This window comes from Methylophilus sp. DMC14 (assembly GCF_056314085.1).
Genome location: NZ_JBQUZA010000004.1, coordinates 315,656 through 331,187 on the forward strand (window position 1 = coordinate 315,656; position 15,532 = coordinate 331,187).

The following is a 15,532-nucleotide window of genomic DNA, read 5'->3' on the forward strand; positions in this document are numbered from 1 at the left end:
CTCAGCCCCAAATCGCCCATAACATCCACAACATGGTGAATGCCACCAATCCCAGCACAACGCGGCTGGAGAACCTTGCCTTTTGCAGGGTGGTCATCCAATGCACATCCATCGCCAGATGACGAATACCTGCATAAAAATGATGAAAAAACGCCCAGGCCAAGGCCGTGACCAGACACTTGACTGGCCATGTTTGCAATTGGCCGGCCACGCTTTGATAACCCGCAGCGCTAGACAATGACAGATACAAGGTCCATAAAAGCAAGGGCTGAATCAAAAACAGTGCGACGCCACTGGCCCGATGCATGATAGACACCACGGCATTGACCGGCAGCCGGATCGTGAATAAATCCAGATTCTTGGGCCGCTGTTTTTTCTGCTTTTTAACAATCATGCTGCTACTCGTCTGCCTGCGCTGCACGTGCCACTGCACCAGCCACGTATTCCATCAAGCGTGGATCAAACGGCTTGGGAATAATGTATTCCTTGCCAAACGACAAAGACGTTAACTGATAAGCCTCCAGTACTTGCTGCGGCACAGGCTCGCGCGCCAGTTGACTGAGCGCTTTTGCTGCCGCCACTTTCATCTGCTCGGTAATCTGTTTGGCCTTGGCATCCAGCGCACCACGGAACAAATAAGGGAAACACAAGGCGTTGTTGACCTGATTCGGGAAATCACTGCGGCCAGTGGCCATAATCACGTCATCACGCACTGCGAAAACCTGGCTGGGTAAAATTTCAGGATCTGGATTGGCCAGTGCAAAAATCACCGGTTTGGCCGCCATGCTGGCCACCAGCTCTGCTGGCAAGCCATTCTTGGCCGACACCCCGATAAATACATCTGCGCCCTGCATGGCCTCTGCCAGGGAGCTCACCTTGCCAGACGCAATCGCCAACGCACGGTTATTGTCATGCAAGTCATCCCGCGCCAAATCGAGCACGCCTTTGCGATCCACCATGGTGATATCGGTGGCGCCCATCAGCTTAAGCAACTTGGCACAAGAGCAACCCGCCGCACCCGCACCTAAAAACACAATTTTGGCGCGGGGCATGGTTTTGCCTTGGAGCTCAAGCGCATTGAGCAACGCCGCCGCCACAATCACGGCCGTGCCATGCTGGTCATCATGAAACACCGGAATATCCAGGCGTTTTTTCAGTTCTGATTCAATATAAAAACAGTGCGGGGCAGCGATATCTTCCAGATTGATCCCGCCAAAAGTCGGCGCAATATTGACGACGGTCTGGATAAACTCGTCAGGCGTGGCAGCATTGACTTCGATATCAAACACATCAATATCTGCAAAGCGTTTAAACAGCACGCCCTTGCCTTCCATCACCGGCTTGCCGGCCAACGCACCAACATTGCCCAGGCCGAGCACGGCTGTGCCATCGGTGATCACCGCAACCAAATTTCCCTTGTTGGTATATTTGTAGGCATTGGCAGGATCCGCCTCTATTTCGAGCACTGGCGCGGCCACCCCTGGCGTGTAGGCCAGGGATAAATCCTGTTGCGTTGCGCAGGGCTTGGACGACTCCACGCTCAGCTTGCCCGGCTTGGGAAACTGGTGGTAGTCCAGCGCGCGTTTTTTCAAGTCATCCATTCATTAACCTCTTTCTATTCACCAGTCTTTGCGTCGACCAAGACTTTTCAAAAATACATGTTGGCTAGGCAAGCAAAGCCCAACAACGCGAAAATGTGTTTTCAAAAGTCATTTCTTTTATCCCGAACAATTCAAAAACTTCAGCAGCCAGACGGACAAGCGCAGCTCAACGCCGCTGATGAAGATTTTTCAATCACTCCAATTCACTCATGTAGTGATGGTCATCGGTCAGACACAAACCTAACCGCCACTCCATTGGCTTGTCGCCATAGGTGAACGACACGCGCTCTATGCTCAGCAGCGGATATCCCTCTTTCAGCCCCAGGGCTTTCGCCACTTCAGCATCTGCGGCCACCGCTTTGATCCGCTCTTCAGCACGGATCATGCGTATGCCAAACTGCGACTCATACATGCCGTACATAGAGCCATTGCTTTCTTCCACCTTGGCGCGATTCAAGCCTTTGAATGGCGCAGCGGGCACAATAATGTGGTCATAAATCAGAGGTCGGCCGGAAAAAGTCAGCAAGCGCTTGACCTCTATGGTGGTCGCGCCTGCCTTCATTTCCAGCACCTTACCGATATGCACACTGGCTTTGCTTTTGACACAGGAGATAAACTCATTCTGTAACAATTCTTTTTGGCCGGTTTCAGCAGTCAAACGCAAAAAGCGTAATTTCACATCATCCTGATTATGGGTCGCGACAAACGTACCCTTGCCCTGACGACGAATCAGAATATTTTCAGTAGCCAGACTATCTATTGCCTTGCGCACCGTGCCCTGACTGACCTTGTAACGCTGAGCCAGATCAATCTCACTCGGGATCATGTCACCCGGGCGCCACTCCCCACCAATCAGGCTCTGGGTGATCAACACCTTAATCTGGTCATATAACGGCCTGTAGCTGGCCGATCCGACTTGTTTATCCATATCCTTGACTCCACACTTGCAGGCATCACAAGACGCCAAAAAATTAGTTATTCAATTTATATCACAGCGCTTTTTTGTTGTCTACTATTTTATATCTTATATAAGACATAAGATATTTGTTGACAGAGTTTTTTTATTCATGAATAATGAATTCAATTCTCGCTGCAACAAAGGAAAACCCATGTCATATGCACTCAGACCACGACGCTCGATGCTATATGTCCCTGGCTGTAATCAGCACTATTTGGAGCGTGCTCGCACATTAGCGGCCGATTCCGTCATTCTGGATCTGGGCGACCCGATTCTGGTGGATGTCAAAGTGCAATCACGGGAGAACGTTGTTAATGCCGTCAAGCAAGGTGGCTATGGCAAACGTGAAGTGGTGGTGCGCGTCAATGATCTGCACTCGATTTGGGGCCATGACGATATCAAGGCAGTGGCCAATATTGGCGCAGATGCCATTCTGTTCCCCAATATCGAGTCTCGCGAAGACGTATTGCAGGCACAACAGCTGCTGGATGATGCCGGTGGCAAGGATGTGCCGATGATGGTGATGATAGAGAGTCCGCTGGCAGTATTAAACGCCAAGGAAATTGCAGCCGCCTCTGAGCGCGTGATCTGCATGGTGATGGCCACCTCTGACCTCATTTCGCAACTGCATGCACGTGTGACGCATGAACGCTCTGCCATCCTCACCTCCTTATCGCTGGTGATTCTGGCGGCGCGTGCGTATGGCAAAGGCGTGATCGACGGCATTACGTCTGATTTTAAGAACATGCATTCGTTTGAATATGCCTGCCGCCTAGGGCGCGACATAGGCATGGATGGCAAGTCACTGGTGCATCCGGCGCAAATTGCTTATTGCAATGATGCGTATACCCCGCAAAGGTCTGAGGTCGAACATGCAAGGTTGATCATTAAAGCCCTGAAAGAGGCAAACGAAGGTGGTAAAGGGACGGTCGTGGTCAACGACAAACTGGTGGAACACCACCATATTAAAGCTGCGCAACGACTCATCAAATTATCAGAAGCGATTGCAGAGCTAGAAGAAGAATTCATTTAAGGAATCAACATGACAGGCAAAATCAACGCCGGGCGTTTTTTTGAAGACTTCAAGCTGGGCGAAGTCATCCCGCATGCGACGCCTCGCACCATCACCAGCGGCGACACAGCGCTATATATCGCGCTGACAGGCGCACGCAATCCATTGCATTGCAGCGCGCCGTTTGCCTTGTCGTTGGGCTATGCGCAGATGCCCATTGATGATTTGCTGGCTTTTCATATCGCGTTTGGCAAAACGGTACCAGATATTTCAGTCAATGCAGTGGCGAACCTGGGATATGCCGATGTACGGTTTATCCAGCCGGTATATGTCGGTGACACCTTGACCACCTCCAGCGAAGTGATCGGCCTCAAGCAAAACTCAAGTGGCAAAAATGGCGTGGTCTGGGTACGCTCGACCTCGGTCAATCAAGACCAGCAACCGGTTTTAAGCTGGGTGCGCTGGGTGATGGTGCACAAGAAAAATCTGGCTGCCCCAGCGCCGGACACGGTGATCCCTGACTTGCCTGCCTTTGTCGCTGCCAAGGATCTGCGCCTGCCCGCCCCGTTTAATGTGCATCAGGAAATCGCGGTGGCTACCGGTGGCCGTTACTTCTGGGAAGACTACACCGTAGGCGAACGTTTGCGCCATCCCGCTGGCCTCACCATTAACGATAGCGATCATACGCTGGCCACCCATTTATACCAAAACAATGCCAGACTGCATTTTGATGCTCATCTGATGCAATCCACGCCACAAGGCCTGCGTCTGGTCTATGGCGGCGTAGTGATTTCCGCCTGCCGTGCATTGAGCTTTGAAGGCCTGGAGAACGCGCTGTCGATTGCGGCGATTAATGGCGGCACACATGCCAATCCCAGCTACGCAGGTGACACGATTTACTGCATGACGGAAGTGCTGGATCAATGGACCCTGCCCCACCCGCAGCTCGGCGCCCTCAGACTGCGCATGATCGGCCTCAAGAATATTCCGCCAGATCATGTTGAGAACATCAAGACCTCACAGGGCTACCACCCCAATGTGGTACTCGACCTTGATTACACCGTTTTAATTCCACGAAAAGGAAACTAACCATGGCCGTTCATCCTAACCAGGCGCTCTTTGGTGGCGAAAAACCCTTTCCGGTGATCCCGGCTTGTGAGCATTTTGCAGGCAGCGAAAAGCTGATTTTGAAAGCCTTGTCCTTGCAAGACTCGGCCAATCCCAATGCGGTCGGTCCTGTGTTTGACATCACCTGCGACTGTGAAGACGGCGCTGCCAGCGGCCAGGAGCAGGCGCATGCGGAAATGATCGTGCGCGTGCTGAATTCTGCTGCCAACCAATACAAGATGGCAGGGGCACGCATTCACGACTATACGCATCCGCACTGGAAAAAAGATATCGATATTTTGGTGGGGGGGGCGGGTGAAGTCTTGAGTTACCTGACGATCCCTAAATGTACCGACATCGCGCAAGCCCGTGAAATGATCGGCTATATTCAAGAAGTTGCCAAACAACATGGCATACGCCGCGAAATCCCGGTGCATATCCTGATTGAAACCCATGGCGCCCTGCGCCAAGTGCACGAGATTGCACAACTGCCTTGGTTGCAAGTGCTGGACTTTGGCCTGATGGACTTTGTCAGCGCCCACCATGGCGCCATCCCTGCAACCGCGATGCGCAGCCCTGGCCAGTTTGATCACCGCCTGCTGGCGCGTGCCAAAACGGAAGTGGTCTCCGCAGCACTGGCAAATGGTGTCGTGCCTGCCCATAACGTAACGCTGGATCTCAAGAATGTGGAAGTGACCTTTAGCGACGCCGCACGCGCGCGCAATGAGTTTGGCTTTATGCGCATGTGGAGTATCTACCCGACACAAATTCAGGCCATCGTTGATGCCATGAAACCGAATTATGACGAAGTGACGGATGCAGCCAACATTTTGCTGGCAGCACAGGCCGCTGACTGGGGGCCGATTCAATACGCAGGTGAATTGCATGACCGCGCCACCTACCGTTATTTCTGGGAAGTGTTGCAAAAAGCCAAGCAAACCGGGGTGGCCATGCCGGAAGATGCAGAGCACGCATTCTTTTGAGATGTTTGACGACCGCCGATAAACGCAGATTAACGCCGATACTAAAGATTGTTAGCCAATTCACTTTTAAAGCTTATCGGCGTGCATCTGCGTTTATCGGCGGTTAAATAGAGTTTAATTTTACAAAGGTTCATCATGCAGCAATCCAATACCCCTGGCGGACGCTTCCGCGCCACACTGGCAGCCGAAAAACCATTACAAATTATCGGTGCGATTAATGCCTACCACGCCATGCTGGCCACCCAATCCGGGTTTAAAGCCATCTACCTGTCTGGTGGCGGCGTGGCGGCGGGTTCTTTAGGCCTGCCCGATCTCGGCATTTCTGGACTGGAAGACGTGCTAGTAGATGTCCGCCGCATTACCGATGCCGTGGATACGCCATTACTGGTTGATATTGATACCGGGTTTGGCGGCGCTTTCAACATTGCGCGCACGATTAAAAGTGTCGCCAAGGCAGGCGCAGCCGCCGTGCATATTGAAGACCAGGTCATTGCCAAACGCTGCGGCCACCGGCCTAACAAGGCAATTGTGAGTTTGGATGAAATGGTAGACCGCGTCAAAGCCGCCGTGGATGCCAAACCTTACGATGATTTTGTCGTCATGGCACGTACCGACGCGCTGGCCGTAGAGGGGTTGCAGTCCGCCATTGACCGCGCCTGTGCTTGCGTTGAAGCCGGCGCCGATATGATTTTCCCTGAAGCGATGACAGAGCTGGGCATGTACCGCCAGTTTGTTGATGCGGTCAAAGTCCCTGTTCTGGCGAATATTACCGAGTTCGGCTCCACACCGCTTTTTACGGTAGACGAACTGGCCACCGCTGGCGTGGGCATGGTGTTGTATCCACTGTCCGCTTTCCGTGCCATGAACCAGGCAGCGCTCAAGGTCTATCAAGGTGTACGTAAAGATGGCACACAGAAAAATGTGCTGGACCTGATGCAAACGCGTGCTGATTTATATGAGCACCTGGGCTATCACGCTTTTGAACAGAAACTAGACGCGCTGTATAAAAAATAGATTCGTATGACAAGATTGAGTTATTTAAGGAGGTTTTTATGAACACCACCACTGATCCCACAACGCCTGCCACCGACGCCCCCAAACGCAAAAAAGGCGTAGCGCTGGCTGGCGTGGCTGCTGGCACTACGGCCATTTGTACCGTGGGCCATAGCGGTAATGACCTGCATTACCGCGGTTACGATATCATCGAACTGGCTAAACATGCCACGTTTGAAGAAGTCGCTTATTTGCTGATTCACGGTGAGCTGCCCACCCAACCACAACTCACCGCTTATCATCAAAAGCTCAAAAAGCTACGCGGCCTGCCCAGTGCACTTAAAGCCGTACTGGAACAGATTCCAGCCAATGCGCATCCAATGGATGTGATGCGCACAGGCTGCTCGATGCTGGGGACACTGGAACCAGAAGCTACCGACCGCAATACTGCTGGCGCACAAGCTCTGGGGGACCGCTTGATTGCCTGTTTCGGCTCTATCCTCATTTACTGGTACCACTTTAGCCATCGCGGTGTACGTATTGAGGTAGAAACTGATGACGACTCTATCGCGGCGCACTTCCTGCATCTCCTGCATGGCAAAAAACCGTCCGAGCTGCATATCAAAGCCATGAACACCTCACTGGTGCTCTATGCCGAACATGAGTTCAATGCCTCAACCTTCACTTCACGCGTGATCGCTGGCACCCTCTCCGACTTGTATTCTTGCGTCACCGGTGCGATTGGCGCACTACGGGGGCCCAAACATGGCGGCGCCAATGAAGCCGCCATGGAGATTATTGAGCGTTACCAAACACCAGATGAAGCTGAAGCAGATATCAAGGCTCGTATGGCGCGCAAAGAAATCATTATTGGCTTTGGCCATCCCGTGTATACCATTGCCGATCCACGTAATGAATCCATCAAGCGCGTAAGCAAATCCCTTTGTGAAGATGCAGGCAATATGAAATTGTTTGATATCTCGGCCCGCATTGAAGAAATCATGTGGAACGAGAAAAAGATGTTCCCCAACCTGGACTGGTATAGCGCATCCAGCTACCACATGATGGGGATTCCAACTGGCATGTTCACGCCAATTTTTGTGATTTCGCGCACCACCGGCTGGGTCGCGCATGCGATTGAGCAGCGTATCGATAACAAGATTATTCGGCCGAATGCAGAGTATAACGGCCCAGATAACAGAGCGTTTGTGCCTTTAGACAAACGTTAGTCTTACCCATTTTTTAGCCACAGAGGACTCAGAGAGCACAGAGAAAACTCTGCTGTAGCCTCTGTTGCGTAAATTTTTACTTGAAAGAATCTCTTATGTCCGCCCATATTTCTAATGTACGTCCCGATCCCGATCAAGTCATTGTAGATATCGCCAACTACGTGGCAGATTTTGAAATCAACTCTCATGAAGCTTACGATACCGCCCGCAACTGCCTGATGGATACGCTGGGCTGTGGTTTCGAGGCACTGGATTATCCCGCCTGTACCAAATTACTAGGCCCCGTGATTGCCGGTACGGTTGTGCCGAATGGCGCCAAAGTTCCCGGCACCCCTTATCAGCTGGACCCTATCCTGGCCGCTTTTAATATTGGCGCCATGATCCGCTGGCTGGATTTTAATGACACCTGGCTGGCCGCAGAATGGGGACATCCATCTGACAACCTGGGCGGGATTCTGGCTTCAGCGGATTACATGTCGCGCAAAAATGTGGCCGAAGGCAAAGCGCCATTGACCATGAAAGACGTACTTACCGCCATGATCAAGGCACATGAAATTCAGGGCGTACTGGCGCTGGAAAACAGCTTTAACAGAGTGGGTCTGGACCACGTCATTCTGGTTAAAATTGCCTCTACCGCTGTCGTGACCAAATTACTGGGGGGCAACAAGCAGGATATTATCAATGCTGTGTCTAACGCCTTTGTTGATGGTCAAAGCTTGCGTACCTACCGTCATAGTCCAAACACCGGTTCACGTAAATCCTGGGCAGCAGGTGATGCCACCTCGCGGGCGGTGCGCCTGGCCTGGATGACCTTGCAAGGCGAAATGGGCTACCCAAGTGCACTCACGGCGAAAACCTGGGGCTTTTATGATGTCTTGTTTAAGGGCAATGCCTTCAAGTTCCAGCGCCCTTACGGCAGCTATGTGATGGAACAGGTATTGTTCAAAATCTCGTTCCCGGCCGAATTTCACGCGCAAACAGCGGTGGAGTGTGCTTTCCAGCTCAACAAGGAAGTGGGCAGCCGTCTGCAAACCCTGGAAGACATTGCCAACATCGACAAGATTATTATCACCACACACGAGTCCGCCATTCGCATCATCGATAAAACCGGCCCGTTGGATAACCCTGCTGACCGCGACCATTGTATTCAATATATGGCAGCCGTTGGTTTGCTCAAAGGAAGTTTAACTGCACAGGATTACGAAGATGCCGCAGCCGCTGATCCGCGCATAGATGCACTGCGCGACAAGATGACTTGCGTCGAAAAAGCAGAATATACGCGTGACTATCTGGATCCGGAAAAACGTTCCATTGCCAATGCCATTCAGATTTTCTTTAAGGATGGCACGCAATCCAGCAATATTGCGGTGGAATACCCGATTGGCCATCGCCGCCGCCGTGGCGAAGGCATCCCGGAACTGGTGAAGAAATTCAAAACCAATCTGGCACGTCGCTTTGACACAACCAGACAAGCCGACATTTTGGCCTTATGTCAGGATCAGGCCAAGCTGGAAGCCACTGCTGTGAATGCGTTTGTGGATATGCTGGCGCTCTAACAACGCAAACTCAGTCTCTAAAAAGAGCGCTCAAACAGCGCTCTTTTTATTGCCTGTATCAAACAAACGCTGAATAAAAAAAGAGCGACCACAAGGGTCGCTCTTGAACTGCTATTAGCAATACTGCTGCGATTAGTGATCCACAACAATATTTTGCTGTGTCAGCAAGTTTGCGATCACGGCTGCATCGCTGGTTTGGCCGTTGGTTAAATCGACACCAGCCACCACAATGGTCTGCGTTTCTTGACCACTATTGAATGCACCTGAAACATTGTGTGCATCATTAGCAAAGCCACCATTCGAACTGATATGAATAATGGTATCGCTGCCTGATTTCTCGAAGTGCATGTAGTTGACCAAGTTGTTTGGATTTTCACCTTGCAACAAATCACGGATATCCAATACATCGCCGCCTTGGTTGACCGCGGCTTTATTAAAGTCTGTGATTGTGTCACGTGCAGGGGATCCAGCAGCACCATCATCGCCTTGATCCCACTTGAACACATCCACACCCGCGCCGCCGGTCAAGGTATCGTTACCTTTACCACCGATCAGGATGTCATTGCCATTACCGCCGTTCAAGGTGTCATTACCAGCACCTCCACGCAGAATGTCATTACCATCGCCACCATTCAAGGTATCGTTGCCAGCATAGCCGTAGATAATGTCATTGCCGGAGGTACCGTTAATCACGTTGTCGCCTGCATCACCACCGATAATTGGTGTTGCTTTGCTACTACTCAACAAATCAATATTGACCAAGTTAGTAATAGAAGCAGTGTCTTGCAGGTTTGTACTGTCGGTGGCAGTGATGGTGAATTTATCCAACAGGTTCAATGAGAGAACTTGGTCATTGACCTTCACGGTAGATAAAAACTCGTTCAAGGCCAGATTATCAATAGTGCTACCATCCGCAGAGGTAATCACCATTGATCCCTTACCACCAATAAGACCTAACACTCCATTATCTTGAGTATAGCTGACTTTCAACCCTAGCTCGTCTGCTGCCGCTTGGGAGAATGTCATCAGGTTAGAGCCTAATGTCACGCCTAAGCCAGTGCTATAAGCCACTGTCACATTCGTGATGTTGTTATTCACATCACTGGCAGAGAAGCTTTGACGACTGGAGAAGTCAAACAAATCGACATTCAATAATCCAGGCAAGGTGATCAACCCCTCAGCGGTCGTAGCCACTGAAACATCAGGGGCGGTCTGTGGCACTGGAGCCCAGGCTTTCACAACATTCAAAGTCAAATCAGCAGTGCTGGTATCACCATCATTATCACTTAATGTGTAAGTGACTTTGGTACTGTCAGCCGGCTGAGTTGTTGTAGAGGACGTAATTTTGATGTTATCGAGCAAACCACCGGTGCTATTAGTATCCACAGATTTAAACTCAACGCGCATCTGGTTACCAGTACCCGTCAAGCTATATGAGAATGTACTCATGTTCAGGCTACCGGTATTGACCGTATCAATCACTTTACCATCAACGATCACTTGAATCGCAGAGTCCGTGCCTGAGGTGTGACCAGCACGTGCTGCATAGTCGAAACTCAAGGTAACAATGGCATTCTTTGCAGGATTGATGTAAGTATACAAGTTTCCATCGCCAGCATAGTTCTCGACTTCAAGGACATTACCATAGCTTGCAGACAAGCCATAAACTGTAGCAGGCATGATTTCAATCGTACCGCTCTTGTTATCAGTAAACCAACCCAAAGGTACTGGCGTTTGCTGACTACTACCGTTTGCATCAAAAGTAGTATTAATCAGCGTCACTTTTGTTTGGCCAGGTGTAAAGGTGTATTTACCATCATCCATATCCACCACAAAGCGACCTGCAGCCGTATTCACAGTCAACTCATGTGTCGTGCCGTTGTATGAGCTGTTATTAGTGCCATTAACTGCGATTGCACCTGTTTTAACATCAAAGGTATAAGTGGTTCCTTCAATTGCGACTGATTTAACGTAACCACCGTCGGCCCCGAAACCGCCACCTGTCGTCAATGAACCTGAAACAGCCGTTGGTACAGTCTGGCTCAATACACCATCTAGTTGAGCGAAATTGGACACCTGAACAGCATTAGTATCTGTTGCTGTTAAACCGTTATAAGCGACCTGGTTCATGCTATTAGCCACTTGAGTGGCAGACACGCTGCTACCCACACCAATTGCATATTCATTGATATTGTTGGCTTTCAGGAATGCTTCCCATGCTTGTCTATCGGTATCGCCAACTTCGCGACCCGTGTTAGGTTCACCATCTGAGAAGAAATAACCCACATTCTGGCCACCTGCAATTTTGCCAGCTGAGTTGAATGCCGCTTTAGTGCCATCCAGTGCTGCATCGTAATTGGTACCAGAAATTACTTGTAATGATGCCAGGACTTGTTTAGCTTCAGCAATCGTTACCCAAGTCGGTGTTTTCTGATAATAACCATCAGAGAAGGTCACAATCATGACACGTACATCATTGCCAAGGGCACCATATTGATCCAGCAAGGTATTAATAGACTTCACTTCACTAGCCAGGCGCGAGGTACCATTTACACCATCGAGTGTCCCCATACTGCCAGACACATCAATCGTAAACATAATATTGGTACCTGCAGAAACAGAAGCGTTCATCACCTGGCTAGTTGCCACGGGCGCATCATCCTCTATGCTGACCAGAATAGTCGCATCTTTAGAGATCACCGCATTTGATACCTTAACCCCGACAGGAATAGACAGAATATCTTCGCCCTGTCCTGGATGATCCAATGGCCCAGAAAGTTTAACAGTGTATTTACCCGTCAAATCGTTCATGGTCACACGGAGAATTTCTTTACCATTCGCCGTCGCAATTAACTCACTTGTACCGCTGCCAGACCACGACAACTTAACCCCATCGGAGGTATAAGTCGCTGTTGGTGCCGTAAGTGCTACAGTTGTCGCGCCGACCACATTTAAACTATTAGTGAAAGTCGTTGCATTCGTGGAATCGCTTGGATTGCCTACGCTATCTGGAATACCGCCAGCCAAGCCTTCTTCAGAAACAAGCGCTTTACCTGCATCCGGACTCAGGATATTTAAAGTATTACCATTCACGTTAATAGTCAGCGTTGTGGTACTCGTTGCACCATAACTATCACTGATAGTATAGGAGAACACATCTGTTGCTGATTGCTGCTTGCTAACTAAATCTTTAGTGCTTGCTAGTGTGCCATCCACCTTATAGGTATAAGTGCCATCTGCATGCATGATCAAATCACCATAGATGCCATGTACAACCTGATCCAGGCTACCATTGGTGGTAGTCACTGTACCGCTTGCAACACCTGTCACTGTAAAGCTATCGCCATCCGGATCATAATCTTGACCAGGCGTACCAGGAGTTACATCACCGGCAATCGTAGCAGTCACCCCATCAATTAAGGTTGAAGCCCCACCATTGAACTGGGCACCTGTAATTGAAACGGTGACCCCATTAAAGGTTGCAGTCCCATTCTCGACACTCAGATTCCAAACTTTACCATCTGCTTCTACTGCGTAGAGATTACCATTACCATCGAAGCCTAAGGTATAGATATCATTTGGCATCGTTCCGATAGCAACTGAAGTCTGATGAGTCACCAGGTCATATTTCATTAAACGACCATCTGTTGTGGTGGCGTATACCGCATTATTCACGAACAGTAAGTCTCCTGCAGCAGATGCACCAAAGTCACCGATGACTGTACCAGAACCATTAGCCGCTATCGAATAAAGCTTACCATCCTGGCCAGCGGCGTATAGATCACCATTGGGCCCATAAACCAATGAAGTAAACCAGTTATTCGCATGTGCATTTCCAATCAAAGTAGTAGCACCACTACTTGGATTGACGGAGTAAAGATCTCCAGTACCCGTAATGCCAACCAAGCTACCAGAAGCATTTACTGCAATATCAGTAAAGACTTGTGCAGTTTTGGTGAGAATAGTATTGAAGCCAGTTTTAACATCAAGGAATCCAATATTTCCTTTACTGTCACAATAGTAAAAGTTTGAGGCTGGTACAGGGACATCAATAGTCGCCGTATCTGCAACAGCTACAGGTGTGCTATCAATCACTGCAGAGTCAGAGCCTGTATCACCCAGGTTACCCGCAACGTCTTTCACTTGCGCAGTCACTGTCAAGGTCTGGCCATGTGCTGGCACCGCAATGCCTGGCACGCTGATACTACCTTTAGTCACGTCCGCTTGCGTCAAGGTGATGGCAATCGGCGTACCTCCGTTGACACTCACTAACAACTGGTCATCTGGCATCGCTGTCGCCGGCAAGGTGATCGACACTTTAGCTGTCGTGTCACTGCCCAGTTCCGCTTTGTTGATGTAACCATCGTTGTTCGCATCGGTATCAATCGTCACAATCGGTGCACCAGGGGCTACCAGTTGCAGCTTGGCCTCATCTTGTACAGGACCGGCTGCATTACCCGCGGCATCCTTGATCGAGGCTGTCGATACAAAGTCTGTACCATTCAGCGTCGGATTGAACGAAACGTTGACATAGCCTGCTTGAATCTGGGCTGCAGTCAGAATGATGGTTTGTGGCACATTGCCAGAACCAGTCACTGTTAAGGTATCGCCAATCGCAGCACCTTGTGGCACTGTCACTCGTACATCAATGCTGTTGTTGGTCAGCTCTGACTTGTTGATGTAGCCATCGTCGTTGGCATCTGTAGTAATCTGAATCGCCAGACCTTTGTATACGGTGGTATCAATTGTCGCTGAGTCGCTGCCTGGGTTGCTTGGGTTACCCGCAACATCGGTCACCACTGCAGTCACAATCAGTTTCGTGCCAGACGCTGGCGCCGGAACCGTAGTCGTGTAGCTGCCAGCTGTGATGTCAGTGGCTGTCAGCACGTGTGTTTGTGGCGGATTAATCCCATCATTGATGGTCAGGGTATCACCTGCCTTGGCGGTCGATGGCAGGCCAATCGATACACCTACTGTGCTGCTGCCATTCAATTCACTCTGGTTGATGTATCCATCGTTGTTGACGTCTGTGGTCAGCGTCACTGTCGGCGCGCCTGGGCCGTCTGTCACAATCACTGCGTTGTCTGTGGCAACGTTGGATTTGTTACCCGCAGGGTCGGTCACTTGTGCGGTCACTTGCAGATCTACACCGTTGGCAGGTGGGCTGAAGGTCACAACCACCTTGCCTGCGTCAATCTGCGCTTGGGTCAACGTGATGCTCTGCGGGGCATTCCCTGTACCGGTCACTACCAGCGAGTCTCCTGCTGCTGCATCCAGTGGCAACTTGATTTCGGCTGATACCGTATTACCTGCAGCGGTCAATTCCGCTTTGTTGATGTAGTTGTCGTTGTTCGCGTCTGTCGTCAATGTGATGGTCAGACCAGTCAGCGCACTGGTGTCCAGTTTCGCCGAATCCGTGCCGGTATCACTCTTGTTACCCGCTGTATCGCTGATGTAGGCGTCTACCTTCAGGAAGCCACCTTCTACTGGCTTGGCAAACGTGGTGGTCACATAACCATTCGCTTTGGCTGTCGCGTCTATCGTGATGTTCTTCGTCACCGTGCCGTCTGTCACCGTGATCACGTCACCAATCTCTACTTTGGCCGCGTTAAATGAGATCTTGACGTCATCGGTCGCTGAGTTACCTTGCTCTGCTCGGTTGATAAAGCCGTCGTTGTTCGCATCCGTCGTGATCTCTACCGTCGGCGCAACGCCGTCGTTAGGGATCGCTGTATCAATCTTGGCAGAGTCTGAGCCTGTATCTCCCAGGTTGCCCGCAACGTCTTTTACTTGCGCAGTCACCGTCAAGGTCTGGCCACTGGCCGGCACTGCAATGCCTGGCACGCTGATGCTGCCTTTGGTCACATCCGCCTGCGTCAGGGTGATCGCGATCGGCGCACCTCCGTTGACACTGACCAGCAGTTGGTCATTTGGCATCGCTGTCGCTGGCAAAGTAATCGATACTTTTGCTGTCGTGTCGCTGCCTAATTCCGCTTTGTTGATGTAACCATCGTTGTTCGCATCGGTATCAATCGTCACAATCGGTGCACCAGGGGCTACCAGTTGCAGCTTGGCCTCATCTTGTACAGGACC

10 protein-coding genes are annotated in these 15,532 nt (G+C 50.6%); 6 read left to right on the top strand and 4 right to left on the bottom strand.

All coding sequences use genetic code 11. From position 1 onward, the window contains the following. Window position 1 precedes the first annotated feature (1 nt). From sdhC to ACT53C_RS10570, 3 genes are all read right to left on the bottom strand, one after another. The gene (gene sdhC / locus ACT53C_RS10560; protein ID WP_194746975.1) at window positions 2–394 is read right to left on the bottom strand and encodes a succinate dehydrogenase, cytochrome b556 subunit; all 393 of its coding nucleotides are present in this window, start codon (window positions 392–394) and stop codon (window positions 2–4) included. A gap of 4 nt (window positions 395–398) precedes the next feature. Beyond that, entirely contained in the window at window positions 399–1,601 is a 1,203-nt protein-coding gene (locus ACT53C_RS10565; protein WP_476145989.1) for a malic enzyme-like NAD(P)-binding protein, read from the bottom strand. 193 nt (window positions 1,602–1,794) lie between these two features. Next, window positions 1,795–2,529 (bottom strand): GntR family transcriptional regulator, encoded by a 735-nt coding sequence (locus tag ACT53C_RS10570; protein WP_476145991.1) that lies wholly within the window; start codon window positions 2,527–2,529, stop codon window positions 1,795–1,797. Between the two features lie 181 nt (window positions 2,530–2,710). Between ACT53C_RS10570 and ACT53C_RS10575 the strand changes: the two genes are divergently transcribed. From ACT53C_RS10575 to ACT53C_RS10600, 6 genes are all read left to right on the top strand, one after another. Continuing rightward, window positions 2,711–3,592, top strand: a complete 882-nt coding sequence (locus tag ACT53C_RS10575) for an HpcH/HpaI aldolase/citrate lyase family protein (protein ID WP_194746978.1) — start codon at window positions 2,711–2,713, stop codon at window positions 3,590–3,592. Between the two features lie 9 nt (window positions 3,593–3,601). Then, a complete protein-coding gene (locus ACT53C_RS10580; RefSeq protein ID WP_194746979.1) occupies window positions 3,602–4,660 on the top strand; it encodes a MaoC family dehydratase in 1,059 nt (352 codons plus the stop codon). Window positions 4,661–4,662: 2 nt separating this feature from the next. Beyond that, window positions 4,663–5,661 carry an HpcH/HpaI aldolase/citrate lyase family protein gene (locus ACT53C_RS10585; RefSeq protein ID WP_313988713.1) on the top strand — a complete coding sequence of 333 codons (999 nt, stop codon included), beginning with the start codon at window positions 4,663–4,665 and terminating at the stop codon, window positions 5,659–5,661. 135 nt (window positions 5,662–5,796) lie between these two features. Further along, on the top strand, window positions 5,797–6,675 hold the full coding sequence (gene prpB, locus ACT53C_RS10590; RefSeq protein ID WP_476145993.1) for a methylisocitrate lyase: 879 nt from the start codon (window positions 5,797–5,799) through the stop codon (window positions 6,673–6,675). A gap of 38 nt (window positions 6,676–6,713) precedes the next feature. Next, entirely contained in the window at window positions 6,714–7,883 is a 1,170-nt protein-coding gene (gene prpC / locus ACT53C_RS10595; protein WP_476145995.1) for a bifunctional 2-methylcitrate synthase/citrate synthase, read from the top strand. A gap of 95 nt (window positions 7,884–7,978) precedes the next feature. Further along, complete coding sequence (locus tag ACT53C_RS10600; RefSeq protein WP_275354839.1) at window positions 7,979–9,439, top strand: bifunctional 2-methylcitrate dehydratase/aconitate hydratase; 1,461 nt, start codon at window positions 7,979–7,981, stop codon at window positions 9,437–9,439. A 132-nt stretch (window positions 9,440–9,571) separates the two neighbouring features. On the opposite strand, the gene ACT53C_RS10605 is transcribed toward ACT53C_RS10600, so the two are convergent. Next, window positions 9,572–15,532 (bottom strand): type I secretion C-terminal target domain-containing protein (locus tag ACT53C_RS10605; RefSeq protein ID WP_476145998.1); only part of this gene is annotated, 5,961 nt, incomplete at its 5' end.